The following is a 24,620-nucleotide window of genomic DNA, read 5'->3' as shown; positions in this document are numbered from 1 at the left end:
CGCCGGTGCGGGGGTCCTTCAGCTCCGGGAACTCCCGCAGAACGTCGGTCATCTCATTGCCGCGCTCGCCGCAGCCGATGTAGACCACGATGTCCACGTCGGACCACTTGGCCAGCTGGTGCTGCACCACGGTCTTGCCGGAACCGAAGGGGCCCGGCACGGCGGCGGTGCCGCCCTTGGCGATGGGGAACATGGTGTCGATGATCCGCTGGCCGGAGCTCAGAGGACGCTTGGGGGGATACTTGTGCTGGTAGGGACGGCCCACACGGACCGGCCAGCGCTGGGTCATGGTCAGGGGCACTTCCCTGCCGTCGTCGGTCTTCAGGGTAGCCACGGTCTCCGTGACATTGAAGGAGCCGCTCTTGATATCGGTGATGGTACCGCTCATCTTGGGGGGCACCATGATCTTGTGGAGCACCACAGCGGTCTCCTGGACGGTGCCGATGACATCGCCGCCGATGACCTTGGTACCGGGAGTGACCACGGCATTAAAGTCCCACTTCTTCTCCCGGTCCAGGGCAGGAACCTCCACACCGCGGGTGATGTTGGCGCCTACCTTCTCCACGATCTTCTCCAGCGGACGCTGGATACCGTCGTAGATGCCCTCGATCATGCCGGGGCCCAGCTCCACACTCATGGGGGCGCCTGTGGTGACCACCTCGGCGCCGGGGCCCAGGCCCGAGGTCTCCTCGTAAACCTGGATGGAGGCGGAGTCGCCCTTCATGGTCAGGATCTCACCGATCAGCCGCTGCGGGCCCACGCGAACCACGTCGGACATATTGGCGTCCGCCAGGCCCGTGGCAACCACCAGCGGTCCGGATACTTTCACAACTTTTCCGCTCAAATTGATTCAACCTTCTTTCAGGATAGATTCGCCAGAAGGAACGGGAACCGCTCCCGCAGGAGCCTGTTCCCCGCCGGGGCGCGCATCACAGGATGTCCGCGCCCACAGCCCGCTCGATGGATCTCTGAATGTTCTCCCGTCCGATCCCCAGGGAACCCTCCCGTCCGGGGATCAGGATGATGGCGGGCTGCAGCTCGTCTTTATACCGGGAGATCACATCGTCCATATCCTTGGCCAGTTGCTCTGTGAGATAAATCACCGCACAGTCGGTCTTGGCCAGCTCCCGCACCTTCTCCTTGGCCTCCTCCACAGAGGTAACGGGATAGGTATCCAGGCCCAGGGCCCGGAAGCCCATGACGGATTCCCAGTCGCCGATGACGGCGATTCCGTATGTCTTTGCCATCGTCACACCGCCTTACACATAGCTTGCCCGCAGCCGGGAGCGGATCACGTCCGCCGGGAGCCCCGCGCCGCGCCCCATCAGCAGGATGCGCAGGTTGGTGTACTCCGTCTCCCGGGCTGCCAGATAGCCCACCAGGGGTGCCTCGCCGAAGGGCACGTACTGTGCCCCCGCCAGGTAATCCCCCACCGCGTCGTCGCAGAGCTTTTCAAACTCTGTCAGAGCGCCGCCCTCCAGGGCGTCGGCTCCGGCTTCCGCCGCAGCGGCAAACCGGGTGGGGCCGTACAGCTCCCGCATACCGCCTCCCTGGGCGGCAGCCACCGCCAGCACGGCGTCGGGGGCGATGTCGCCGCCCTGGGCCAGCACACCGGAGAGGAACTCCCGGTTCTTGCCCATCCGCAGGGCACGCACCAGGGCACGCAGGTTGGCCGCGTCTACTACGGTGCGGACATAGCCCCGAAGGAACGCACTGCCCGTCTCCTCTGCCACAGCGGCCATCTCCCGGTAGTACCACCGGTCCAGCGCGATATCGGAGAGCTGGGGATCCCGGGTGGTATCCAGCACTTCCCGCGCCTCCGCCGCCGCCTGAGCCAGCATGGCCGGCAGCGCGTCCAGCTCCCGGGTCTGGAGAGCCTGACGCAGCTCCTTGACAGGCACCCGGCCCATATCCATCAGCATTCTGGACGGATCCGTACCCATGGCCTCTGCCTTCAGGAGAGCCTTCACATTATGATAGTCATATTTGAGCTTGAACAATTCGATATACCTGGCATCCGGGGCCCCGTCGGAGAGATCCGAGAGCGTCTCCTGCCGCACGGCGGAGAGGGCCGCATCCATGGCCTCGGGATCGGAGGGGTCCAGCTCCGGGTAGCCGCACTCCTGCAGGATCTTCACGGCCTCCTCATTGCTGCGGGCCTCCAGGACCTGCTCCATGCGCTCACGGGTCAAAAGCCCCGTCTCCATAGCCTTGATCCGGGCGGAGATTACCAGGTAATCGGTGTCTTTGATTTTTTTTGCCAAGACACTTCCTCCTTGTCATGCCTCCGGGAACAGCTTCTTTGCCACCGCTCCCGCGGTCTCCGCCTTCTGCAGGCGCACCAGGGTATCAAAGGTACAGTTCACTTCAATGTTGCCGTTTTTCAGGATGAAGCCGCCGTGAATGGGGCGGGTCTCCTCAGAGAGGGTCAGCATAGCCGTCCCCTGGGCAATGGCAGAGACGCCTGCCGCCACCTTATTGATGATGGCGCCCACCTTGGACTCCGTCAGCTCCTTGGGCAGCTCCGGCGCCACGGACTTGGCCAGGGCCTCGTTGGCCTTGGCCACGGCGGCCTTGCCCACCCGGGCCCGGTCCTCCGGAGAGAAGATGACCTCCTCCTGTCCGGTGGAGGACGCCTTCACCAAAAGGCCCGCCAGAATCTCGGCGTAGCGCTCGTCCGGCATAGAGCAGAGCTTCTCCAGCGCCAGGGCGTAGGTCTTCTCCACCATCTCCTGCTTGGCGGCCAGAGTCACCTTCCGGGCCTCCATCTGGGCCACGCTCACCAGCCGCTCCTCCCGCTCGGCGGCGGCCTTCTCATTTTTGACCGCCAGATCCCGGGCCTCGGCTTCCGCCTGCGCCTGGAACTTGGCAGTGATCTGGGCGGCCTCCGCCTGGGCATCCGCCAGTACGCGGTCGATATCCGCCTGGGTGTCCTGGCCGATGCGCTGGGTGATTTTTTCGATTCCGTTCATAAGCAATTCGCCTTTCTTCCGGCGCTTACTTGCTGATATTGATGATCATCAGCATGGAAGCCAGCAGAGACAGGATGGCATAGAACTCCACGGTGATGCACAGCACCATGCCCTTGGACCAGTCGTCGGGCTTCTTGGCCAGGATGTTGATGGAACCGGCAGCCACGCGGCCCTGAGCGATAGCGGAGAACAGGCCGCCCAAAGCCATGGGCATGCACGCCACAAAGTACTGCAGGCCCTGCTGTACCGTCAGATCAGGCAGGCCGTCGCCGCCCAGCAGGCCCATGCGGAAAATGGCGAAGAACCACACCACCAGGCCGTACAGGCCCTGGGTGCCGGGGATGACCTGCAGAATCATAACCTTACCGAATTTGGAGGGATCCTGGCACAGGAGGCCTGTGCCCGCCTCACCGGCGATGCCGGTACCCTTTGCAGAGCCAACGCCGGAGAGTGCTGCCGCAAGGCCGGCGCCCAACAGTCCCAGAGCCAGACCGCCGAATGCATCAAAGAAACCGCTCATAATTAATTTCCTCCTTAGTCGTTTTGGATGTCTACAAACTTCGTATTAACCGCCAGGGGACGGAACGGCTTTCCGCCGTCTTCATAGAACTTGCCGAAATACTCCAGGCACTGCAGACGCAGGTCGTGCACATAGCAGCCCAGCAGGTTCAGCGCAAAGTTCAGGGCATTGCCCGCCATGGAGATGATAATGAAAACCACGATGTTGCCGGGGATGGCACCCAGGGTATTGAATACCTGGGCAATGACGCTGCCGGCCAGCATCAGCGCCATGAGACGGGAATAGGACAAGATGTCGCCGAAGTAGCCGGTGACGTGATTGTAGAGGGAACCGAAGATCCCGGTGATCTTGCCCAGGCCCTTGCCGGTGATTACCGGGCCGGCCACCACCATCACAAGGCCTACATAGAGTACGATGTTGGTGACGCCCAGCACCATGAGTCCGATGCCGGCGAAGACCACGAACCAGGTGATCTCCTCCCACACGGCGTCCATGACCTGTCCCTTTTTCACCTTCTGCACCAGGCTGATGACCATGCCGGTGACGATCTGCACAAAGCCCAGGCACATGGCTCCCACCAGGATCATCAGCGTATCATCCAGAGGCGTGAACAGCGCCGGCAGAGCAAAATCCTTGCCGGTGGTCAGCAGCACCACCTGGGTGAGGAAATCGCCGAAGAAGCCGCCGGTGATGGCACCCATGATGAAGGTGCTGACACCGCAAAGCCCCATCAGGGCGAACAGGTGTCCTGCCGTTCCCTTGGGCCGGTAGGCCCGGGTAATGAGTACCGAGGCCAGGATCATCAAAAGGCCGTATCCCATGTCTGCCATCATGATGCCGTAAAACAGGATGAAGAACGGCGCCATCAGCGGGTTGGGATCCACATTGTCGTAGGCGGGGAGAGAGTACATCTCCGTCACCATGTTCAGCGGGCGGGTCAGCCAGTTGTTCTTCAGCAGCACCGGCACCTGGCTGATCTCGTCCTCCGTGGGATCAGACGCCTCCCAGGCGCAGTCCATGGAGGTGAGCAGCTTTTCTACCTTGGACAGCTTCTCCGCCGGTACCCATCCCTCAAAGAAGAGGATGGTGCCGTCGGTCATCAGCCGTTCAGCGTTGGTCTCCTCCGCGGCTTCGGCCGTCAGGCGGTCCGCATAGAGCCGTAGGGCGTCCCGCGCTCCGGCGCTCTTGACAATGGCATCCACAGCAACGGATTGCTGCTTTTCGTTTTCTGCGATCTGGGCATCCAGCCGGGCAATGTTATCGGCGGCAGTCCCGGTGGTATCGGGAATGGTCACCACGCTGAAGCCATGGGGCCGCAAAACCTCCAGTGCCGCTTCCTCGTCTGCCCGCAGGCTGATCAATAACAGATACTTTTGCTGCTTGTCCCCGCTGATCTCATAGAGTTCCGCGGCGGCACCGGAGGCCCCCAGTTCCGTTTTCACCTGCCCGATATCCGTGGAACCGGGACAGACCCCCAGCCGGAACCGGGTATAGGTGGTGCCCTCCAGTTCCAGCGGCATGTCCAGGGACTTCCAGGGCAACAGTCCGGCCCACCGGGTCTGGAGCCGGGTCTCGTCGCCTTGCAGCTGCGTGAGGCTGCGCAGCAGATCCCCGATCTTCTGTGCGGCCTCCTTAGCCTGGTCTGCCGTCCCCGTATCCAGAAAATCCTTCTCGGAAATGGGGCGGCGCTTAATGAAGAGTCCATCCTTAAGCTGCGCGTATTTTTTGATAGCCGCCAGCGCGGTGTCCACGTCGGCGATCTCGCTCTTTTTGTTCACCAGATGAGAGGTACCACGCTGAAGCAGTGCGGCCCATGCGGGATCCGCCAGCTTGCTGTCCGGCTCACTGATCTCCACACAGCCCAGCCGCAGCAGCTGCCGCAGCAGTTCCTCCTTCTGGCCGGCCATCGCCATCACGCGGAGCTTTTTCATTTTTACAATGGCCATATCACTGATTCACAACCCTTCCGACAATAAACTCCGCAGCTTCTTCCAGGTGTTGTGCGGCCGCTGTCCGCAGGGCGTCGCCCTCCGCGTTGGCTGCGGCGGAGATCTCCGCCGCCCGCTGGGCTGCGTGCTCCTCCGCCTGACGCAGCATCTCCTTGCCTTTCTCTGCCGCATCGGCCCGGGTCTTCTGGATCAAAGCCTGTCCGTCCCGCTGTGCATCCGCCACCAGCTGCTTGGCCTGGGCGTCTGCTGCTGCGCGGCGCTCCCGGTTTTCCTGCTCCACCTGGCTGATCTTTTCAATCGCTTCCAATGACATGTCCTCACCTTCTTTCTCTCCGGTCTTCCGTCCGGCGATCCCCTCGGGAGACCGATCCGATCTTAACCGCAAAATATGGGGGGAAACTTTAAATGATTGCACAATCAAAGTATAGGTCAACCCCCGCCTCAATGCAAGGTAATTTTGCGTGGATGGGGGTGCTTTCTTCTTTTTGCACAAACTCACCTTTTCTTTTTTTGCAGATTAGTCGTAAACGTGTGCGTAATTTTCCAAAAGCGTACACGTATTTTTTGAAAATCGCGTTTTTCGTTTTATTTTTCACATATTTCCGTTGCGTTATACGCAAAAAAATGCAAAAAAGCGCAGGCCGGGAAAAATGCCCATCCGGCCTGCGTTTCTTTCATACATGACACGCTCACTGCGCACTTTTTGCTTTCTCGAGGAACTCCTCCAATTCCTTCAGATCCGCGCTGGTCTGATCCAGAGCCCTGGGCAGCTGAGAAAGGTTGACCTCTACCTTGCGCAGTTCTCCCGTCACATGGACGGCCTTTGCATCAAAGGAGGATGCCACCTCCTGATAGCGGGTCCGGAACGAGGACAACGCCTCCTCCATCCGGGTGATGGTGTTCTCCTCCAGATCTGCCGCCCGTTTGCGAGCCTCACATTCGATGGCTCCCAAGCGCTCCCGGAACTGGGCATAGGCCTGAGCATCAGGACGCAGGCGTTCAGTCTCCGCCCGCAGGTCATCCGCTTCCGCACGGGCAGACTCCAGCTCCTGCCGGGCGGCCCGCTCCCTGCTCAGTTCTCCGGACAATGCTTCCCGCTCCCGGGCAAGGGCGTCGGCTTTTTCCCGCAGTTCCTTCTCGCTGCGCTCCAATTCCGCCACCCGGGCCCGCAGGGACTCTGTCTCCTGCCGCAGGGCCTCATTCTTCTGCCACAGCTGCTCCTGGGCCTGGGCCGTCTCCCGGGCGGTCCGTTCAATATAGTCCACAACATCCTGCTTTGCAAATCCGCCGAATGTCACACTTCTGAAAGTGCCGTTCTCCATATGCCACCGCTTTCTGATCCACGCCGCAATCGTCGATCCAGTTCTTTTTATAGATAGTTTAACTTTAGCACATAAATCAATTATTTACAAGCCCCGCCAAATTCTGAAAATTTTTTTGAAAAAATTTTTCAAAACCCCTTGCATTTTAAAAACGTCCATGCTATTATGTATAAGCTGTCTGTGAGACATGCGCCGTTAGCTCAGCTGGATAGAGCGTCTGGCTACGGACCAGAAGGCCGGGGGTTCGAATCCCTCACGGCGTACCAAGCAAAGCCTGTGTTCTTTGGAACACAGGCTTTCTTGTTTTTATTCCATTTTATCCCGGAGCCTATGTTCCATGGCTGTGCACCGGTCAAACGCCCGGGATGCCCGCACCTCTCGGAATCCGTAAGATCGGAACATCGTTCAATGCGTTTTCCGGAATCATCCCGTTCTCCACTCTCCCGATATTATCGGCAAAAAAGCGGTAGCGTCCGGCATGAAATCTTACGCCGTCCGGCAACCCTGCCGTATGGGGCGTCAAAATCACATTGGGCAGATCCCGCAGCGGACTGTGAACCGCCAGGGGTTCCTGTTCATATACGTCCAGACATGCGCCCGCGATCTGCCCCTCCTCCAGCGCTTGGATCAAATCGGCCTCCTTGACCACAGCGCCCCGGGCCGTATTGATGAAAAGCGCATCGTTCCGCATCTTCCCGAAGGCCTCCCCATCTATCATATGATAGGTAGAGGCATTCAAAGGCACATGCACGGTAATCACGCTGCTTTGCGCATAGAGCTGATCCACTTCCACCCGTTCCACATAAGGCGGAGCAGGATTTCCGTGTTCCGCGGCCATGATCCGCATGCCAAACGCCCGGCAATAGCCGGCAACTCTTTGGCCGATCCTGCCCAATCCAATGATCCCGATGGTCTTTCCAAAGAGCTCCGAACCGGAATAGCACAATTCCCCCTGATCCCTGTGTTCCTTCATAAACCTGTCGAGATACGGAAGGTTCTTATACCACCCCAGCATCAGTGCCATCACATGCTCCGCAACCGCCGCTGCATTCACGCCCGCGGCATTGCAGACCCGGATACCCCGTTTCGTACAAGCCGCAACATCCACGTTGTCAAAGCCGGAACCCGTCTGGATCATCACCAGACCAGGAGCCTGATCCAAAACATGGTCATCCACTGTAAAATGCTCCGGGATGATCACGTCGGCTTTCTGTAAGAAATCCCAGACCTCATTCTCCGTAACGATATGAATCTCCCACCGGCAGGGAAAAGCGGCTCTGATCCGCTCCCTGACATCTGGGGGAAAATCTCCCACCACCACAACATGCATTGCGCTTCTCCCCTCCTGGTTTCCGCTGCAAAAGGGACTTTGCTCTATTTTATCGGCAAATCCGCAAAATCTCAAGTCATCCTCTCGGGTCACCTTTCTCCCGGGTCATCTTTCCTGTTCCATACGCCGGATCCCTCATGTGCATCATGGGCGGGCTCCGGCGTTTTTCCATCTTCTTTTTCGACTTATGAAACATTTCCCTCCCCCGCGGTGTTATGATAGATGAAAGGAACTTTCACGACGGAGGAACACCAATGGAAACTTGGGAGCTGGAACGAACCGCGGCGCAGTACGGCGACACCATCTACCGGGTAGCCCTGCAGTACACGGGTCATCCCTGTGACGCGGAGGATGTGCTGCAAGATGTGCTGCTGGAACGCTTTCATAAGCAAAATTCCTTTACATCCCCTGAACATGAACGCCGCTGGCTGCTGCGAGTGACCATCAACAAAAGCAAAAACCTCCTGCGGACTGCCCGGCGGCACCGGACAGTCCCCTTGGAAGAGATGCCGGAGACAGCGGCGCCTTCAGAGCCGGCCAGCCGGGCGCTGTACGAGGCGGTTCTCTCCCTCCCTCGAAATCAGCGGCTGACCGTGGATCTCTATTACTATGAGGGATACTCCACAGAGGAGATCGCCGCTTTGCTGGATGTCCGGGCGGCCACAGTGCGCACCTGGCTGCGCCGGGCCCGGCTGACCTTGAAAAAACGACTGAAGGAGGACTGGGATGATGACCAACTCTGAACGCTACCGCTCCGCTTTTTCCCATGTCCGCGCCCCGTCAGGGTGCGTCCAGCAGGCACTGGAACAGGCCAGCTCCCCGCAGAATGCCCGCCCAAAGCGCCGCCCGCTGCGGCGGATGGTCATTCTGGCGGCAGCTGCGGCCATTTTGACCATGTCTGTAGGCGCAGAGCTCTCGGACGGCTCCGTCAGCAATCTTCTGGCCCCCCTCTACGGCAATGCCCAGACAGAACTGGTGGACAATGTGGGCCGGCCGGTGGATGCCTCCGTCACAGTGAACGGCTACACCCTCACCGCCGACGCAGTCATCGGCGACCGCTACAACATCGCCATCGTTTACACCCTTACCCGGGATGACGGACAACCCATCCCGGAGAACGTCTCTTTTGACAGTTACAGCAATGCCTATCACAACTTCTCCTCCGGCGGCGGCTCCTGGCAATACTGCCGGGACGGGGATCTGCCGGACAACCAGCTGCGGATCGTGGAGCGGTGGACCAGCTCCGCCGTGCTTCCTTTTTTCCGGGGCATCCATGTGGTCTTTGAGGATCTGGAGTTTCTGAATCCACAAAGCGGCAAATGGTCTACCCTGGCAGAGGGAACCTGGGAGCTGCGCTTTACAGCCCGCTACCGGGATACCACCATTTCAGTTCCCTCAGAAGATATCAACGTTCCTGGCACAAAATTTCAGATTTACAAGATCCTTCTCTCCCCGCTGGGCATCCATATGGATCTGAAGCTTCGCTCTGCCGATACCGATGATATCCGCACTCAATCGGGCAATGACCCCAATGCCGGGCTCACGGTCTCCCTGCATCTGACCGACGGCACCGATCTGGCGGTGGAAGACTGTAACCTTCACTTCGGCGGCGGGGAGGGGTCCGATTGGCGAGGGGATTACGGAGCGCTCTTCGACCAGCCCATCCCCCTGGAGGATATCCAGTCCATAGTGATCTGCGGTGCGGAGGTGCCGGTGAAGATCCCGTAAAGACACATAAGCAGCTTCCTCCGTTTCCGCTCCGCTTCAATGCCATACCCGGACGTAAAACGCCTGTGTTCTCAAAAGAACACAGGCGTTTCGTTTTTCATTTCAATGGAGGCCGGAGAATGAAGGACAGCGGAACAAGACGGCCCTCCAATCAGCCCTTGCGCTTCCGGCTCTCCTTCCACAGCTCCTCCGCCGCGGGCTTCCAGCTTTCCGCATAGGGCCGGCACTTGTCGCACAGGTGGTCCACCATCTCCGGGGACTGCAGATCCGTGGACTTGGCCCCCGTCTTCTTCACCATCTCCCGCAGCCGCTCCGGATTTTCCAGCATGGGACACGGCCGCAGCATGTTCTCATTGAAGGGCTGCCCGTCGTGGTAGGCCATGAACAGCGGGCTCTTCAGCGCTTCCAGCAGCGTGTGGTCGTGGATGTTCACGTTGGAGTAGTGGATAAACACGCAGGGCTCCACGTCTCCGGCGGCGTTGATGTGCAGGTAGTTCCGCCCGCCGGCGATGCAGCCTCCCACATACTCCGCGTCGTTCTGGAAGTCCATGCTGAAAATGGGCTTTGTCTTCCGGTAGGCACGGATCCGCTCATATACCGTCTTCCGCTGCTCCGGAGTGGGCAGCAGTTCCACCGCCGCGTCGTTTCCCACCGGCATGTAGTGGAAGAACCACACGAACAGCGCCCCCGCCTCCACGATCATGTCGAAGTAGGCTTCGCTGCTGATGTCGTCGTAGTTGGCGCTGGTGTAGCAGGTGGAGATGCCGAAGGGCAGCTTGTGGTCCTTGAGCAGCTTCATGGCCGCCTGCACCTTTTGGAAGATACCCTGGCCCCGGCGTCCATCGTTGGCGGCCTCAAAGCCCTCCAGGCTGATGGCCGGGATAAAGTTCTTCACCCGCAGCATCTCCTGGCAGAAGGCCTCGTCAATGAGGGTGCCGTTGGTGAAAGCCAAAAACTCGCAGTCCGGGTGCATTTCACAGAGGCGGATCAGGTCTGCCTTGCGCACCATGGGCTCTCCGCCGGTGTAGATGTACATATGGGTGCCCAGTTCCTTACCCTGGCGGATGATGCTGTCGATGGTATCCAGATCCAGGTTCAGGTTATGGCCGTATTCTGCCGCCCAGCACCCGGTGCACCGGAGGTTGCAGGCAGAGGTGGGATCCAGCAAAATGGCCCAGGGCACATTGCAGTTCTCTTTTTCCGCCACCTCCTTCTGCCGGGCACTGCCCTTGAGGGAGGCGTTGACCATAAAGTTCTGGAGGAATGCCTTGCGTACGCCTTCGTCCAGAGCAAAGATCTTCATGATCAGCTGGTACCAGTTTCCCTTTTCCGCGATGGCCTTGCGGATCACAGCCCGTTCCGGGGCATACCACCCCTCCGGGACAGCCTGATCCACTACCTGCATCGCCTTGGACAGATTGGCCTCCGGGTCTTTTTCCAGATAGTGCAGCACCGTGGCTACAGCGGCAGAAAATGCCGCGCCCTTCACACTCTTTGTCAAATCCATATCAGCTTTCCTCCATTTCTTTCTATAATTTATGCTGGTAAATCCATGTTCCCTCCACTTTTTCGGACAAATCCGTGATATTTAATGAGACATAACGGATTATAAAAAACCGCCGCTGGTTTGCTTTCAAACCAACGGCGGTTTTACAGCCATTCCCGCAAGTGGGAACCGCCCGTCCGGCAGCGCCGGGGAGCATTTCGGGGGTTCTGGCCCTCATTCTTCTCTTCTATTATAACATTCTGCAAATGGGATGCAAGGAAAATTTCCCCGGTGCCTTTGGTGCAGTCTCACAAAACAGCAGGACTCCCGCCGCAAGCACCGTACTGATACGGAACGACAACAGTAAAAACCGCTCTTCCCGTCACGCCGCCGCCAGCTGGCGGGCGAACAAACGGCGAAACAGCAAACGGGTAATGGGCCCGGCGGCGAAGAGATTCCAAAGCAGGGCCATGGGATAATTCTTCAGCACGGTTCCCACCCAATAGGCTGGCAGCTCTCCCCAACTTCCTCCTGCCATTACAACGGAAAACAGCACTGCCGCCACAGCACTCATGGTTGGACACATCACGAGTACGGTGCAGCAGGAGATGAAGATGGTATGAAGGAACGGGCTGTCCGCATCCCGGCAGATTTTTTCCGCCAGCTTATGCCCGATCCGGTTGCCCCATAGATTGGAAAAGGAAAACACAAAGATCCACATGTAGGCCGCCTCCAAAAGGGCATCCCAAAACACCCGGTTGGTCATCTGCGAAAGGCCTCCCTCTTTCAACGCCACATTATACACCTCCATTCCATATGCCATGGTGATGGACATGATGAGTCCAAAAATAATACCCTGGAACTTGGTTTTCGGCATAATAAACGCTCCTTTCAAAATAAAAAAGCGTGTCACGACGGATCTTGTCATGACACGCTTTGCGGAACACATTTGCTACACGCAGCTTGTATTATAGCGGTGCAAAATTAAAATGTCAAAGCAAAATTTCCATAGATTCCATGGAAAAGCAGCAGCAACCCGGAGAATCCCACAAGCCGGAACACTCTCTTCTCCCCAATATGGAAATTTTTCTTGCCCTCTTTAGGGAAATCATTGACATCCCTCGACAGTCTATGTATTATAATCATAGATCACCGATGTATCCTGCAAGGAGGTGCGCAGCTTGACGGAGTTTTTCAAATGGTGCGATACCGCCACCCGGCAGGTGCGCTTTTTCTGGGACCGGAGCGACATCGCCGCAGAACTCACTGCCCACTACGAAGACCATGTGAAGGACCTGGAGCGGATCGGGTTTGACCATGACCTGGCTCTGGAGCGTGCTTTGGAAGCCATGGGAGACGCGAAAGAGGTAGGCCGGGCACTGGACCGGGTCCACAAGCCCCTTCTGGGTTGGTTGTGGCTTGCAAGCAAGGTCATGGTCCCGGTCCTTGCGTTGGCTGCCTTCTTCGTTTTTGGCAGCAACATGAACTGGTTTTCCCGCTTTACCCATCCGGCGCCCCGGGACGGGCAGTATGAGGCTGACGGCTTCTTTCGCTTTTCTCCCGGCGACTGGGAATGTGAACAGTCCGTCCGAGTCCTTACCGGAACGGGCGACTGCGTGGTGGAGCGCAGCGGCGACACCTGGTCGGTCCCCTACGCAGCGGTGTGGAAATGCGACTATCCCGGTGACAACGACACCGCGGGCTATACCCTCTACTGGACCACGGTGGCCCTGGCGCGGGACGACCAAAATCCCTTTGACTCTCCGCGCAGCGACTTTACGGAGGACCTGATCCTGACCGCTTCCGATGGGACCTATTACGACACCTACTACGACTATATCGGCACCGATGAAAACGGCAAAGTGATCCGGGGTCCCGCCGACGGGCGCCTGGCTGTCAGCCAAACCGCTTCCGATCCCTTCCGAACGCTCTACTACATCTCCTTTACGGGCCCCACGCAGGATGACCCGCCCGGCGCGTGGTGCGAACTCTCCTATCCCTACGGCGAGTCCTGGACCATCCATATCGACTGGGAGGAGGCGGTGTCATGAAGATTCCCAGGCTCAACCGAAAGCAAAAGTTCCTGCGCAACCTCCTGGTAACTGCAGTGCTGATCTTCTGCGTGGAGTGGCATGAGGGCTTCCCCGCCTGGCGGATGGAGACGGTGATGCGGCGGGCAGAGGACGCCTGGCTACTGGAGCCCGTCACAGACCTCTGGTTTGAAGATGTGGACCGGTTCGGCCGGCCGGTGCTCTACGGGGAAAACAACGGCCAGCTGATCTCCATAGTCTACAAAGACGGCTTTCTTGGGAACTATCTGGAGGATGTCACCTTGTACCAGCCGGGATTTCGGTATATCATGGATTATCGGACGGAAGTCGACGGCGACTACGTCAGCCGCACCGCACAGGTGATCGGCTTTCTGGAGGACACGGCGCGGATGGAACTGGAGTTGACCCCGAAAGACACCCGCGGAACACAGGGTACGCTGACCCTGGAAGGAACCAAAATCAATGACCACTGCTTTGCTTTCGCCTCCACACCGAAGGAAACGCAAGCCGCCGGAATCTTGTGGACCGAGGATCGCATCAGTTCCGGCGTACTGCGGATCTATGACAGCACCGGGATCTTGCAGGAAACACGTACATACGATACTCTGAATTTCTATTTTGCCAATCAAAAAGGAGGGACAACATGAAAATCGACAAGAGCCTCATCAGCGGCAGCACTACCCTTTTGATTCTGTCCCTGCTGAGCCGGGAGGAACTATACGGCTACCAGATGATTACGGAACTCTCCCGCCGCTCCGACCACACCTTTGAACTCAAGGAAGGTACCCTCTACCCCATTCTCCACGGCCTGGAAGCCGACGGACTGGTGACAGTCCGGGAAAAAGCGGCGGAGACGGGCCGGATGCGCAAATATTACCGCATCACCAAAAAGGGCCTGAAAATGCTGGAGGAGAAAAAAGCGGAGTGGTCCTTCTTTGCCGAGAAGGTCAACGCCGTGATTTGCAGTACAGTGTAAAGGAAATTCACGTCACATGAGGAAGCGTCCCTGGAGAGCTGGGGGTGCTTCCTTTTTTCCTCTTCTACCCGGAAAGAGGACTTGACAGATTTATTCTATAATTGTAGAATATCAATATACTACAAACGTAGAGGAGTGATCCTGTGAAGCAGCCTATCCGCCGTCTGCCGGACGCTGAGCTGGAGGTGATGCAAGCTGTCTGGGCCTGCGAACCTCCGGTATTCCGCAAGAATCTGGAGGCCATTCTGGCCTCCACCCACCCTATGGCTGTCACCACCCTGCTGACCCTGCTGACCCGCCTGAGCGAAAAGGGCTTTCTCTCCATCGAAAAAGACGGCCGCCGGAGCCGGTATGTCCCCCTGGTGACCCGGCAGGACTATCTGGCCGCCCAGAGCAGCACCTTCTTTCACAAGCTCTGTGGGGGAAATCTGTCCACCTTTGCCGCCGCCCTGTGTGAGAGCGGCCTGAGCCGGGAGGAGCTGGAGGAGCTGCGGGACCTGCTGGAAAGGGACGCCCTATGAGCCCGGAAACGTTCATCCGGGGCTTTTTTGCCCTGTTGTTCTCCGGCGCCCTGGCGCTGGGGCTTTACTCCCGGGAGGAACGGGAATCCCAGACGGATTCACACCTGCGCTACGCCCCCATCTTCCCTGCCATGCTGCTGCCTGTATTCTTTGCAGGGGCGCTGCTGGGCTACCCCGTCCTGCAGTATTCCGACACCATTCAGAAGAAATTGCTCTCCCTGTCCTTTTCCATCTTCCTTCACATCAGTATCTACTACCTGCTTTTGATGGCACTGCTGCCCCTGCTGCGCCGGACCCTCCGTGCCCGCAGCTGCGCCCTTCTCTGGCTGCTGCCCAATTACCTCTACCTGGCCCTGCAAAGCCCCATGCAACTCTCCCGCCCGCTCTGGGCACTCTCGGTACCGGAACGGGCTTTGAAAGCCTTCTGTATCCTCTGGCTTGCGGGGGCCTTTGCCGTGCTGGGGTGGAACCTGCTTTCCCACCTGCTCTTTCGCCGGAGGATCCTGAAAGCCGCCCGGCCTGTCACGGACCCGGAAATCCTGTCTCTCTGGGAATCGGAGCAGAAATCCGCCGGGTTCAAAAAAGCGGGCTACCGCCTGGTGGTCTCCCCCGAGGTCCGCACACCCCTGTCCATCGGCTTTTTCCGCCCATCTGTCCGGGTAGTACTTCCGAAGCAATCTTATGCCCCCGATGACCTGTCCCTGATCTTCCGCCACGAGCTGGTGCACATCGGGCGACAGGACTGCTGGAACAAATTCTTTCTGGCATTCTGTACCGCTGTCTGCTGGTTCAACCCCCTGATGTGGCTGGCCATGCGCCGCAGCGCCGACGATCTGGAGCTTAGCTGTGACGAAGCCGTACTGCGGGACGCCGCTTCGGAGACCCGCCAAGAGTACGCCCGTCTGCTGCTGCAGACTGCCGGGGACGAGCGGGGTTTCACCACGTGCCTGTCCGCCTCTGCCAAATCTCTGCGCTACCGGCTGTGCAATGTGGTCAAGCCCCGCAGCCGCAGCCGCGGCATCGGGGTGATGAGCCTGATCTTTTTTCTCCTGATCATCAGCTGTGGGTATGTGACCATCGCCTACGGCTCCGGCACCGGAGAAACATACATCTTCTCTTCTCAGGATACCGCGGCGTTTGACCTCACCGGCACCAGTCTCAAAATCGACGGCAAATACAGTTGCCACGATTGCGCTGATCCGGAGGCACTGAATCGCTATCTTTCCTTCCTGCAATTCCAGGAGATTGCAGGAAACTATACCTTCTCCACCGAGAAGCAGGAGCTGGCCCTCACCTACCGCATACCAAGCGGTACCCGCTGGGTCAATCTCAGTGAACATGCTTTAACGGTCTCCAACTCCGGTGCGGGGAAAACCACATATCTCACTGCCTCCCCGGTGGATTGGGACTATATTGCCTCCATCTTCACCGCTGAGCCCATGGAAGTGCCGCAGCTGATGGTATTCCTGGAAAGCAGCGATCCCGAGCATGACATCTGGTGGGATTATGCGGTCACCCGGGTCCTCTCCTGCACCTCGGACGGAGTCCCCCTGGGGGTACCCAAAGTCATGCACGGAGGCTCCGGCAGTCTGGGCGGTTATGATCTCACCGGCGTGCGGCTATACTTCCTGCCCCCAGGGTACTACCCGGAGGATCCTATGGAGATAAGCGGAGCTCTGACCCCCTCTGCCTGCACCATTCAGATCTCCGACTGGGAGCGTACGCAGTTTGATACCCTCTCCGCGGAGGCTGCGGAGGATGCCCTGGTGCTGCCTCCACCCCCGTACGGCGCCCACTACACCGTGGATGCCACCCTGGAAGTGGGAAACACCATCTACGAGATGCGCTACTTCTTCGATATCGAACCGTCGGAAACATAGAAAAAGCCGGATGGAATGATTCCATTCGGCTTTTTTGATTTGCCTTACGCAAACTTGGGCAGGGTGTTGGCGCCGTGGGGCATCAGCGTAGCCCGCAGATCCTTGCCGCCGTTGAGCTCCCGGGACAGTGCCAGAGCCTCGTCCAGGGTCTTGACCACGTGGATTTTGGAGGTTCCGAAGTCGGCCTGATCCATACCGGTGACGGCAATCATATGATACTTCTCGGCGCTCTCGGCAAAGAGGTAGCCGATAAAAGCACCGATGGAGAAGTTCTCCCGCAGAGCCTTCTCCCGATCCAGCATGGTGGGATAACCGGCAATCTGCTGCTGCGTGTCAGCATTGCCGAAGCCTTCCTCGGAGCGGGTCACCAGAATGATGGTTCCGCCGTCTTCCACCACCTCCAAAGCGTTGCAGAGGGTCTTGATGGTCTGGTAGAAGTTCAGATCCTTGGGGAAGCCGCCTGCGCTGGCGATGACCAGAGGGGTCTTCTCCTTGGCCGGCACGCCGTACATCCGATCCACCAGGTCGCAGGCCGCCCGGTGTGCGGTGACCCAGTTGCCGGCAAAGGCAGCAATGATCTGCTGATCGTCGTTGACCACCACGTTCACCAGGAAGGTGGGGTTGGCCATGGAACAGGCCTCCATCATGTCGGCGTGAACCGGGTTGGTCTCATTCATGTTGGCACTGCGAACATTGGGATTGGAGCCGCTGCCAATACCGGGATTCAGGGCCAGGTTGTGGTTTTTCATAATGGTCTCCCGGCCGGCGATCCCCGGCAGGACGCTCTTGCGGCCACCGCCGAAGCCGGCCATGAAGTGGTACACCACACCGCCGGTGAGGATGATCTTGTCGCACGCCAGAGCACGCTTGTCCAGCCATACCGGGGTACCCCGGGTGGTGGTTCCTACATAGGTGAGGTTGTCCTGGTCGGTGCACACGTGATCCACCAGCTCGATCCGGTCATAAACCTCACGGGTCACCAAGCCCATGTGCTCCTCCGGCGTCTGGCGGCGGTGCGTGCCGGTGGCGGAGATAATCAGCATGTCCTCATCCCGGATGCCGGCGGACTCCAGCTCCGCGATCAGAATGGGAATATAGGTCTCCGGAGACTGCCAGCGGCGGGTGACGTCGGAGATGACGATGCACACCTTGTCCCCGGCCTTCACCAGCTCCTTCAGCGGCGCGGAGTCGATGGGATGATCCAGGGCATAGCGGATGTGCTCCGCCGGCGTCCGCTGGGGCAGATCCAGCCGATTGGGCTCCAGCTCCGCCGCAATCAGCTCCGGGGGCAGATGAACCTCAAATTCCTCCGTTCCGCATTTCATAGGTTCTGCCATATGGAAGATCACGTTCCTTTCCAAATACCACGCTTTGCGCGGCAGAATTTTCTCCCCATAGTATAGCGCTCTCACGTCAAAAAGTCGAGCATGTTTTCTGCAAATCCACAGAAGACCCCGGACAGACCTCTGTCTGTCCGGGGTGCGCTTTTCCAATCAAAATCAATATCCGTTGACCATGATATCCAGCACTTTTCCGGCTACAGTGCCGGCCACAGAGGAGCCGCCGCCGCCGTTTTCCACCAGCACCACGAAGGCGTAGGGAGTGTCTTCGTTGCGCAGGAACCCGGCGAACCAGGCATGGGGCGTCTCGCCCTCCCCCACCTCCGCGGTACCGGACTTGGCACAGATGTCCATATTGGGGAAGCGGCCGGTTCCGTAGGTGCGTTCCACGTTCTCCGCCATCATATCCGCCATCTGGGCAGCAGTGTCGGAGGCGATCAACGTCCCGGTGTGACGGGTCAAATGGGGCAGGGACGGCAGGCCCAGAGAGCTCACGGTCTTTTCAATGAGATAGGGCTTGGCGGCCTTTCCGCCATTTGCAATCGCCCCCATGTACACCATCAGGGCACAGGGATTCACCTGATCCTTGCCCTGGCCCACACCGGCCCAGCCCAGCTGTCCGGCGGAGGCATCGTCAAAGGAGAATGTCCCCCGGGCGGTGGGCAGGCCATTGACGGAATAGCTGTCCGTCAAGCCGGCCTTCTCCGTGTACTTCTCCATCACATTGGCTCCCAGCTCCTCCGCCAGCTGAGCGAAGACCACATTGCAGGAATTGGCAAAAGCATCGTGGATGTCTTCCTGGCCGTGGGTACCGGAGCAGATGATGGTCTCATCTCCAATCTGTACCGAGCCCTCGCAGGTCCAGGTGCGGGAGAAAAGGTCCGGGATCTCCTCCATGGCCGCCGCCAGCGTCACCGTCTTGTAGACGGAGCCGGGGGTAAAGGAGGAGGACAGGAAACGGTTGAGATAAGCGCCCTCATAGCGCTCGTTGGTCTCGATGTCCTCCGGCACGTTCAGCGGATCGTAGCTGGGGGCAGAGACCATACACAAAATCTCGCCGGTTTTATAATTGTATACCGCCACAGTTCCCGCATGGCCGTTCAGCGCCTGATAGGCCTCATAATTGTACCGGGCATCGATGGTAAGATAGAGGTCGTTGCCCCGCTCCGCCCCGAACGCACCATTGAGAAGATCGTAGCCTGTGAGCTTGTCGGCAAAGGCATTCAGGGCACCGGTGCCGATGTTGCCCTGCAGGTCTCCCACCGCGTGGAGGGTGGCCTTACGGACGGTGGCGTCACTGTAATAGGTGCGCTCCCCGTTCTCCACCGTGGAGAGAATGTCTCCGTCCCGATCCAGAACGGTGCCGCTGGCCAGGACGCCGTTGGTATAGATGTGGCTGTTGAATGCCGAGGAGGCCCAGCTGCCCCCCTGGGTGAAATACTTCCACAAAAAGATGCCCATTCCCAGCGCCAGGGCCAGGGCCAGAGCCAGACAGACCACGGCACGCCGCTCAATCTTCCGCATGATCCGCCTCCTCTCTTTCCTCCATGCCGAAAGGATCCTCCACCGGGGCCGCCCGGCGGTGGGCCTCCTCCGTCAGCTGCCGCTGGGGCGCCCGCCGGATCGCGAAACTGGCATTCTCACGGGTATCCGTGGCCTTCAAAAACGCCAGCAGTCCCCAGGCAGACATCATGGCGGAGCCGCCGTTGGAGACAAAGGGGAACGTCACGCCCGTCAGGGGCAGCAGATCCACGGAACCGAACACGTTCAGGCAGGTCTGGAACACCAGCAGCGAACCTGCAGCACAGGCGGCAATCGTATAGAAGCTGGATCGGCCCACCCGGATGGTTCGCACAGCAAAAAAGGCCAGCACAATGATGGAGGCCACCGCCAGTACGGCGATGATCAACCCCCACTCCTCGCAGAGCATACCGAACACCAGATCCGTATCCGCCGCGGCCACCCGGTGGAGCCAGCCCTCCCCGGCTCCCATGCCCAAAAGGCCGCCGGAGGCAGCAGCGGACATGGTGCGGGTCTGCTGATAGCCGGTGGTGGAGGCTGCCTCCCAAGCATGGCCCCAGGTGGCAAAGCGGTCCAGAATGTAAGGCTTAAAGGTCACGATCAGCCCTGCGCCGAACACGGCCCCGCCGCAGATGAGAGACAGTGTCGCCCAGTCCCCGGACCGGAGGTAGGCGATCACCAAAAACGTGATGAAGAAGATGGCCGCCGTGCCGAAATCGCTCATAATGCCCAGCAGCCCGATGCAAACGCCGGTGAGGACGATGAACAGCGTCAGGTTCCGGCGGCGGAAGAGCCGCTCCAGGGTGGCGGATCCGGCAAAGATATAGCAGATCTTGGCGATCTCCGAGGGCTGGAAGGACATCCCCCCCAGAGAGATCCAGTTGACGGCGCCGTACTTGCGGTTGCCCACCACCAGGGTGATGCCCAGAAGCCCGATGGCCGCCGCCGCCATCAGCCAGCGGTAGCGCTGGACCCGGGAAAGATCCCGCAGGAAAATGCCCAGCACCAAAAACAGCCCCAATCCCAGCAAAATCGCCAAAAACTGCTTGAAAAGGCTCTCCTGGGCACTGGAAGCCGTCACCGACAGGGACAATGTGCACAGGAAAAAGGCGATGGTCTCCAACTCAAAGCCCACGCAGCGGGTTGCCCGCAGGGCCACAAAATACAGCCACATTAAAATGGTCAGTCCCAAAAAGGCCAGCGGGATGCCGACCGTTGCCTCGGAGCCCTCGGAGACGATCAGCTGCAGGCACGCCAGGACCTGGAACACCGTCAGCCACAAAAAGGAAGGCCAGATGGCGGCGGGACGCTCCGCCCGCCGGCGGGCCTCCAGTTCCTCCCGCTCCGCCACGGTCTGGGGCAGGAAGATCAGCGGTACGCCGCCCAGGGTAATGGTGTCTCCCAGCTTCACGGGGGCGGAGCCATTCACCGGCTCTCCGTTGACCTGCGTGCCGCCTTTGGAGTCCAGGTCATAGACCGTCCACTCCCCGCTCTCCCCCCGGCACAGTGCGGCGTGCTGACGGGAAATGCTGGGATAATTCAAATAGATATCGGCGGACTTTCCCCGTCCAATGATATTCTCCCAATGGGTCAGCAGCAGAGGCGTCCCGTTGGGCAGGCTCAGCTGCCCCCAGGTCTCCGGCGTATGGGGGATCCGCAGCAGTGAGCGCACCGCCCGCCACAGGATCATGACTGCCAAAACCGGAAACAAAAACCGCACGAAAGCGGTGTACCACTCCCCTGCCACGGGGTATGCCGCCAGCAGTGCCGTCACCTGATCCAAAAGCGCCTGCAGCGGCATTGTGGTTCCATCCACGCGCTCCGCCTCCTTTCATTTTTTCAAAAAGTACATGTAGTATAGCATTTTTTGTGGGACGTGTACAGCCCCGCATTGCTTTTCCGCACATTTTCCAGCGGGAATTTCACATTAACTCTTGACCTTCCGTGTAAAATCCATTAAAATATTTGAGCGTGCATGAAAACTTCTAAAAAAGTCTATGCCGACTTTTACCAGTTTTGCCGATATATCATCACGAAAGGCCGATCAACATGAATCATCCCTACAAGACGCGGGAGGGCGGCGCCACGGTGACAATCTTCGTCCCCTATGATTGTAAGAACCATTGCCCTTTCTGCATCAATAAAGGAGAGTATGCGGATCTGACGGGTTTCTCTGCGGAGAAGATCTGCCAGAGCATCCGCCGGATGGACGCCATCACGCCGTATTGTGATTTTGTCTTCACCGGCGGCGAGCCCCTGGCGGATTTGGACACTCTCCAGATGATGCTGGACGAGATCCCCACCACCCACAAGGTCTATATCAATACCACCCTCCCTGTTTCCGAGCACACCACTGAGGAGGATATCCTGGCCTTTGCCCAGCGCAACAAGGACAAAATCACCTGCATCAATGTCTCCCGGCATATGCAGAAGTACGTGGTGGAATCCAACGACTCCCTGCTGGCCCGGCTGCCCGTTCCCTTCCGGATCAACTGTGTGCTTTACAAGAACTATCCCGCTGAAAACCTGGTGCCCTATATGGAGCGCTTCCGCAAGATCCCCGGCGCCTCCATCCAGTTCCGCTTCGACTACACCGCCACCACCCCCGAAAACCTCTATGAGGAGGAGGGTGACAAGATCCTCCATGATCTCAAGCAGGTGGCCCGGTACACCGGACTGGACGGCTGCCGGATGCGCTGCGGCTTCCATTTCGATTACAAGGGCATGGAACTGACCTATCACAAGACCCTGCCCTATTCTACCATCGTGGAAACCGATCCCACCGATGGCGTCACCTATGATATCCTCTATGATATCCTCATCAAGCAAAACGGCGACATCCACTCCGACTGGGACGGCACCATGATGGACGTGGACGCCTATGAGAAAGTGGTCTTCGAGCCCTATGACCTGAAGTGGCTGGCTCGGATCGCCTAATCACATTCCACAAATTACGGAGCGGCGGAACATTCCGCCGCTCTTTCTTTCAGGAGGTCATCCATGAAAAAGATTGAGACGGTAGGCATCATCGGGTTGGGCGCTCTGGGGACCCTGTACGCCCACTTGTTCACAGAGGCGCTGGGCCCCGAGCACGTCCTCATTCTGGCGGACAAGGCCCGCACGGAGCGTTACCGCAGCCAGGAGCTGTGCTATAACGGCCACCCCTGCTCCTTCCATTACGAGGATGCCGCCCAGCGGAAGGAGCCCGTGGATCTGCTGCTTTTCGCCGTGAAGTTTGGCGGTCTTCCCGCCGCCATAGAAACCTGCCGTCATCTGGTAGGGCCGGAGACCACCCTCCTCTCGGTCCTCAACGGCATCGCCAGCGAGCCCATGCTGGGGCAGGCTTTCGGTCCGGAGAAAGTGGTCTGGTGCGTGGCCCAGAAGATGTCTGCCAAGAAAGAGGGCAATCAGGTAACGGTGGATCCGGTGGGCGAGCTGGCCCTGGGGGTTCCTGCCGGGCAGGATGACACCCATTTGCGCCGTCTGAGGGGCTTTTTTGACGTCATCCGCTTCCCCTACGTCCTTCACCCGGACATCCGCACCCACATGTGGAGCAAGCTCCTGTGCAACACCGGCTGCAACCAGGCCACCATGGTCTTCCAATGCGGCTACGGCGGCGTACAGGTCCCCGGCAAAGCCCGGGATGCCATGCTGGGTGCCATGCGGGAGGTGGTGGCCGTGGCCAATGCCGAGGGGGTAGCCCTGTCGGAGGCGGATATCGACGGGTGGCTTTCCATCATTGACCACTTCCCTGCCGACGGGGAACCCTCCATGCGCCAGGACGGCAAGGCCCACCGCAAAAGCGAGGTGGAGCTCTTCTCCGGTACCATCCGCCGTCTGGCCCAGCAGCACAATATCCCTGTTCCGGTAAATGAATGGTTTTATCAAACCATTCAGAATATGGAATCCCAATACTGAGAAAAGGACGCTCCTTTCGGGAGCGTCCTTTTTTGATTTCCTTACCGCAGGAAGATCCGCTTCCCGCCCCGGTACTCCCGCACCACACCGATGCGCTGGGCACTGGGGACGCAGCCTTGAAGCTCTTTGTACAGTGCCTCCGCGTCCGCCGGATCCACTGCCATCAGAAGACCGCCGGCAGTCTGGGGATCGTAGAGCACATCCTGCCGGCAAAGCTCCGTCTCTCCGGCGTCCACCCAGGGCTCTGCAAAGGAGCGGTTGCGGTACATGCCGGCAGCCAGAATCCCCATCCGGGCCAGCTCCACCGCCTCGGGAATCAGGTCGATATCCGCCACATGGAGTTCGATCTCCACGTCGCTGCCCTGAGCCATCTCACAGGAGTGGCCCAGCAGGCCGAAGCCCGTCACATCCGTGCAGGCGTGGACACGGTACTTCACCATGGCATCCCGGGCGGCCTTGTTGAGGGTGGTCATCAGCTTCTGGGTCAAGGCAATGCCCTTCTCCGATGCCATCTCCGCTTTGGCGGCGGTAGTGATGACACCGATGCCCAGCGGTTTGGTGAACAGCAGTACATCCCCCGGCTTCGCCCCGGAGTTGGTGAGCACATGATCCGGATGGACAAAGCCCGTCACCGCCAGGCCGTACTTGGGTTCATCATCCAGGATGCTGTGGCCGCCGGTAATCAGGGCCCCTGCCTCGTAGACCTTATCGTAGCCGCCCCGGAGCAGCTGATGAACCGTCTCCTTGGACATGGACTCGGGAACCGCCATGATATTCAGGCACAGCTTGGGCTCGCCGCCCATGGCGTACACATCGCTCAATGCGTTGGTGGCGGCGATCTGTCCGAAGAGGTAGGGATCGTCGGCAATGGGCGGAAAAAAGTCCACCGTCTGCACCAGAGCCAGATCGTCGCTGACCTTATATACCGACGCGTCGTCGCTCTTGTCAAATCCCACCAACAGATTGGGGTCCTCATGGACCCGGATGCCGTCCAGCAGCTGGGCCAGGACTCCCGCTCCCACCTTGGCGCCGCAGCCGGCGCACTTGGCAAGCTTTGTCAGCTTTACTTCATTTTCTGCCATACATTGTCCTTTCCGCCGCTCTTG

At 59.1% G+C, this 24,620-nt stretch carries 23 protein-coding genes, 1 tRNA gene and 1 pseudogene; 10 read left to right on the top strand and 15 right to left on the bottom strand.

The genetic code is table 11. The annotated features are described in order from the left end of the window. The 8 genes and pseudogenes from ACT67G_RS06525 to ACT67G_RS06490 form a co-directional block, all read right to left on the bottom strand. Positions 1–844 (bottom strand): annotated as a pseudogene (locus ACT67G_RS06525) (V-type ATP synthase subunit A); the annotation flags it as partial. Between the two features lie 85 nt (positions 845–929). Then, positions 930–1,247, bottom strand: a complete 318-nt coding sequence (locus ACT67G_RS06520) for a V-type ATP synthase subunit F (protein ID WP_325244062.1) — start codon at positions 1,245–1,247, stop codon at positions 930–932. A gap of 12 nt (positions 1,248–1,259) precedes the next feature. Continuing rightward, a complete protein-coding gene (locus ACT67G_RS06515; protein WP_443663596.1) occupies positions 1,260–2,264 on the bottom strand; it encodes a V-type ATPase subunit in 1,005 nt (334 codons plus the stop codon). A 15-nt stretch (positions 2,265–2,279) separates the two neighbouring features. Then, positions 2,280–2,972, bottom strand: a complete 693-nt coding sequence (locus ACT67G_RS06510; RefSeq protein ID WP_443663594.1) for a V-type ATP synthase subunit E — start codon at positions 2,970–2,972, stop codon at positions 2,280–2,282. Positions 2,973–2,997: 25 nt separating this feature from the next. After that, complete coding sequence (locus tag ACT67G_RS06505; protein WP_326215333.1) at positions 2,998–3,492, bottom strand: V-type ATP synthase subunit K; 495 nt, start codon at positions 3,490–3,492, stop codon at positions 2,998–3,000. A 14-nt stretch (positions 3,493–3,506) separates the two neighbouring features. After that, a complete protein-coding gene (locus tag ACT67G_RS06500; protein ID WP_443663592.1) occupies positions 3,507–5,438 on the bottom strand; it encodes a V-type ATP synthase subunit I in 1,932 nt (643 codons plus the stop codon). A gap of 1 nt (position 5,439) precedes the next feature. Beyond that, positions 5,440–5,754, bottom strand: a complete 315-nt coding sequence (locus ACT67G_RS06495) for a hypothetical protein (RefSeq protein WP_325244070.1) — start codon at positions 5,752–5,754, stop codon at positions 5,440–5,442. A 376-nt stretch (positions 5,755–6,130) separates the two neighbouring features. Continuing rightward, positions 6,131–6,706: a hypothetical protein gene (locus ACT67G_RS06490; RefSeq protein ID WP_325244071.1), complete on the bottom strand. Its 576-nt coding sequence runs from the start codon at positions 6,704–6,706 to the stop codon at positions 6,131–6,133. Between the two features lie 246 nt (positions 6,707–6,952). On the opposite strand from ACT67G_RS06490, the gene ACT67G_RS06485 reads away from it, so the two are divergent. Further along, a tRNA-Arg gene (locus tag ACT67G_RS06485) sits at positions 6,953–7,029 on the top strand. A gap of 86 nt (positions 7,030–7,115) precedes the next feature. Here ACT67G_RS06485 and ACT67G_RS06480 read toward each other — a convergent pair. Continuing rightward, positions 7,116–8,093, bottom strand: coding sequence for a D-isomer specific 2-hydroxyacid dehydrogenase family protein (locus ACT67G_RS06480; RefSeq protein ID WP_325244073.1), 978 nt, complete (start codon positions 8,091–8,093; stop codon positions 7,116–7,118). 254 nt (positions 8,094–8,347) lie between these two features. Here ACT67G_RS06480 and ACT67G_RS06475 point away from each other — a divergent pair, with 254 nt between their 5' ends. Further along, a complete protein-coding gene (locus ACT67G_RS06475) occupies positions 8,348–8,836 on the top strand; it encodes an RNA polymerase sigma factor (RefSeq protein ID WP_443663589.1) in 489 nt (162 codons plus the stop codon). Further along, entirely contained in the window at positions 8,820–9,821 is a 1,002-nt protein-coding gene (locus ACT67G_RS06470) for a DUF4179 domain-containing protein (RefSeq protein WP_443663587.1), read from the top strand. Before ACT67G_RS06475 ends, ACT67G_RS06470 begins: the two co-directional genes overlap by 17 nt. A 151-nt stretch (positions 9,822–9,972) precedes the next feature. Here ACT67G_RS06470 and ACT67G_RS06465 read toward each other — a convergent pair whose 3' ends face one another. Further along, entirely contained in the window at positions 9,973–11,328 is a 1,356-nt protein-coding gene (locus ACT67G_RS06465) for a radical SAM protein (RefSeq protein WP_443663585.1), read from the bottom strand. 361 nt (positions 11,329–11,689) lie between these two features. After that, positions 11,690–12,184, bottom strand: coding sequence for a DUF2798 domain-containing protein (locus ACT67G_RS06460; protein WP_443663584.1), 495 nt, complete (start codon positions 12,182–12,184; stop codon positions 11,690–11,692). A gap of 304 nt (positions 12,185–12,488) precedes the next feature. Between ACT67G_RS06460 and ACT67G_RS06455 the strand changes: the two genes are divergently transcribed. From ACT67G_RS06455 to ACT67G_RS06435, 5 genes are all read left to right on the top strand, one after another. Continuing rightward, positions 12,489–13,358, top strand: a complete 870-nt coding sequence (locus ACT67G_RS06455) for a hypothetical protein (RefSeq protein WP_443663582.1) — start codon at positions 12,489–12,491, stop codon at positions 13,356–13,358. Continuing rightward, on the top strand, positions 13,355–14,005 hold the full coding sequence (locus ACT67G_RS06450; protein ID WP_443663581.1) for a hypothetical protein: 651 nt from the start codon (positions 13,355–13,357) through the stop codon (positions 14,003–14,005). Before ACT67G_RS06455 ends, ACT67G_RS06450 begins: the two co-directional genes overlap by 4 nt. Beyond that, complete coding sequence (locus tag ACT67G_RS06445) at positions 14,002–14,334, top strand: PadR family transcriptional regulator (protein WP_325244087.1); 333 nt, start codon at positions 14,002–14,004, stop codon at positions 14,332–14,334. Before ACT67G_RS06450 ends, ACT67G_RS06445 begins: the two co-directional genes overlap by 4 nt. Positions 14,335–14,477: 143 nt before the next feature. Beyond that, positions 14,478–14,855: a BlaI/MecI/CopY family transcriptional regulator gene (locus ACT67G_RS06440; RefSeq protein WP_325244089.1), complete on the top strand. Its 378-nt coding sequence runs from the start codon at positions 14,478–14,480 to the stop codon at positions 14,853–14,855. After that, positions 14,852–16,735, top strand: a complete 1,884-nt coding sequence (locus tag ACT67G_RS06435) for a M56 family metallopeptidase (RefSeq protein ID WP_443663579.1) — start codon at positions 14,852–14,854, stop codon at positions 16,733–16,735. Before ACT67G_RS06440 ends, ACT67G_RS06435 begins: the two co-directional genes overlap by 4 nt. Before the next feature lie 44 nt (positions 16,736–16,779). On the opposite strand, the gene larA is transcribed toward ACT67G_RS06435, so the two are convergent. From larA to ACT67G_RS06420, 3 genes are all read right to left on the bottom strand, one after another. Beyond that, positions 16,780–18,072: a nickel-dependent lactate racemase gene (larA, locus tag ACT67G_RS06430; protein ID WP_325244093.1), complete on the bottom strand. Its 1,293-nt coding sequence runs from the start codon at positions 18,070–18,072 to the stop codon at positions 16,780–16,782. Between the two features lie 162 nt (positions 18,073–18,234). Further along, positions 18,235–19,599 carry a penicillin-binding transpeptidase domain-containing protein gene (locus ACT67G_RS06425; RefSeq protein WP_443663577.1) on the bottom strand — a complete coding sequence of 455 codons (1,365 nt, stop codon included), beginning with the start codon at positions 19,597–19,599 and terminating at the stop codon, positions 18,235–18,237. Next, positions 19,586–21,412, bottom strand: a complete 1,827-nt coding sequence (locus tag ACT67G_RS06420) for an FtsW/RodA/SpoVE family cell cycle protein (RefSeq protein ID WP_325244097.1) — start codon at positions 21,410–21,412, stop codon at positions 19,586–19,588. The genes ACT67G_RS06425 and ACT67G_RS06420 overlap by 14 nt, the downstream gene beginning before the upstream one ends. Positions 21,413–21,645: 233 nt before the next feature. Here ACT67G_RS06420 and ACT67G_RS06415 point away from each other — a divergent pair, with 233 nt between their 5' ends. Together ACT67G_RS06415 and ACT67G_RS06410 are read left to right on the top strand one after the other, a co-directional pair. Beyond that, entirely contained in the window at positions 21,646–22,533 is an 888-nt protein-coding gene (locus tag ACT67G_RS06415; RefSeq protein ID WP_325244099.1) for a hypothetical protein, read from the top strand. A gap of 63 nt (positions 22,534–22,596) precedes the next feature. After that, positions 22,597–23,514, top strand: coding sequence for a ketopantoate reductase family protein (locus ACT67G_RS06410; protein ID WP_443663574.1), 918 nt, complete (start codon positions 22,597–22,599; stop codon positions 23,512–23,514). A 41-nt stretch (positions 23,515–23,555) separates the two neighbouring features. On the opposite strand, the gene selD is transcribed toward ACT67G_RS06410, so the two are convergent. Next, on the bottom strand, positions 23,556–24,596 hold the full coding sequence (gene selD, locus ACT67G_RS06405) for a selenide, water dikinase SelD (RefSeq protein WP_325244103.1): 1,041 nt from the start codon (positions 24,594–24,596) through the stop codon (positions 23,556–23,558). Positions 24,597–24,620: the final 24 nt, after the last annotated feature.

Origin of the sequence: Dysosmobacter sp. (assembly GCF_052306735.1) — a bacterium.
Lineage (GTDB): Bacteria > Bacillota > Clostridia > Oscillospirales > Oscillospiraceae > Oscillibacter.
This window is presented reverse-complemented; position numbering and strand designations above follow the sequence as displayed.

What these genes read in the sequence shown, in the direction of transcription:
- larA (WP_325244093.1), bottom strand. Translation starts at nt 18,072, where the DNA reads ATGGCAGAACCTATGAAATGCGGAACGGAGGAATTTGAGGTTCATCTG.
- ACT67G_RS06450 (WP_443663581.1), top strand. Translation starts at nt 13,355, where the DNA reads ATGAAGATTCCCAGGCTCAACCGAAAGCAAAAGTTCCTGCGCAACCTC.
- ACT67G_RS06460 (WP_443663584.1), bottom strand. Translation starts at nt 12,184, where the DNA reads ATGCCGAAAACCAAGTTCCAGGGTATTATTTTTGGACTCATCATGTCC.
- ACT67G_RS06415 (WP_325244099.1), top strand. Translation starts at nt 21,646, where the DNA reads ATGAATCATCCCTACAAGACGCGGGAGGGCGGCGCCACGGTGACAATC.
- ACT67G_RS06520 (WP_325244062.1), bottom strand. Translation starts at nt 1,247, where the DNA reads ATGGCAAAGACATACGGAATCGCCGTCATCGGCGACTGGGAATCCGTC.
- ACT67G_RS06510 (WP_443663594.1), bottom strand. Translation starts at nt 2,972, where the DNA reads ATGAACGGAATCGAAAAAATCACCCAGCGCATCGGCCAGGACACCCAG.
- ACT67G_RS06495 (WP_325244070.1), bottom strand. Translation starts at nt 5,754, where the DNA reads ATGTCATTGGAAGCGATTGAAAAGATCAGCCAGGTGGAGCAGGAAAAC.
- ACT67G_RS06505 (WP_326215333.1), bottom strand. Translation starts at nt 3,492, where the DNA reads ATGAGCGGTTTCTTTGATGCATTCGGCGGTCTGGCTCTGGGACTGTTG.
- ACT67G_RS06465 (WP_443663585.1), bottom strand. Translation starts at nt 11,328, where the DNA reads ATGGATTTGACAAAGAGTGTGAAGGGCGCGGCATTTTCTGCCGCTGTA.
- ACT67G_RS06435 (WP_443663579.1), top strand. Translation starts at nt 14,852, where the DNA reads ATGAGCCCGGAAACGTTCATCCGGGGCTTTTTTGCCCTGTTGTTCTCC.
- ACT67G_RS06480 (WP_325244073.1), bottom strand. Translation starts at nt 8,093, where the DNA reads ATGCATGTTGTGGTGGTGGGAGATTTTCCCCCAGATGTCAGGGAGCGG.
- selD (WP_325244103.1), bottom strand. Translation starts at nt 24,596, where the DNA reads ATGGCAGAAAATGAAGTAAAGCTGACAAAGCTTGCCAAGTGCGCCGGC.
- ACT67G_RS06445 (WP_325244087.1), top strand. Translation starts at nt 14,002, where the DNA reads ATGAAAATCGACAAGAGCCTCATCAGCGGCAGCACTACCCTTTTGATT.
- ACT67G_RS06410 (WP_443663574.1), top strand. Translation starts at nt 22,597, where the DNA reads ATGAAAAAGATTGAGACGGTAGGCATCATCGGGTTGGGCGCTCTGGGG.
- ACT67G_RS06475 (WP_443663589.1), top strand. Translation starts at nt 8,348, where the DNA reads ATGGAAACTTGGGAGCTGGAACGAACCGCGGCGCAGTACGGCGACACC.
- ACT67G_RS06425 (WP_443663577.1), bottom strand. Translation starts at nt 19,599, where the DNA reads ATGCGGAAGATTGAGCGGCGTGCCGTGGTCTGTCTGGCTCTGGCCCTG.
- ACT67G_RS06500 (WP_443663592.1), bottom strand. Translation starts at nt 5,438, where the DNA reads ATGGCCATTGTAAAAATGAAAAAGCTCCGCGTGATGGCGATGGCCGGC.
- ACT67G_RS06470 (WP_443663587.1), top strand. Translation starts at nt 8,820, where the DNA reads ATGATGACCAACTCTGAACGCTACCGCTCCGCTTTTTCCCATGTCCGC.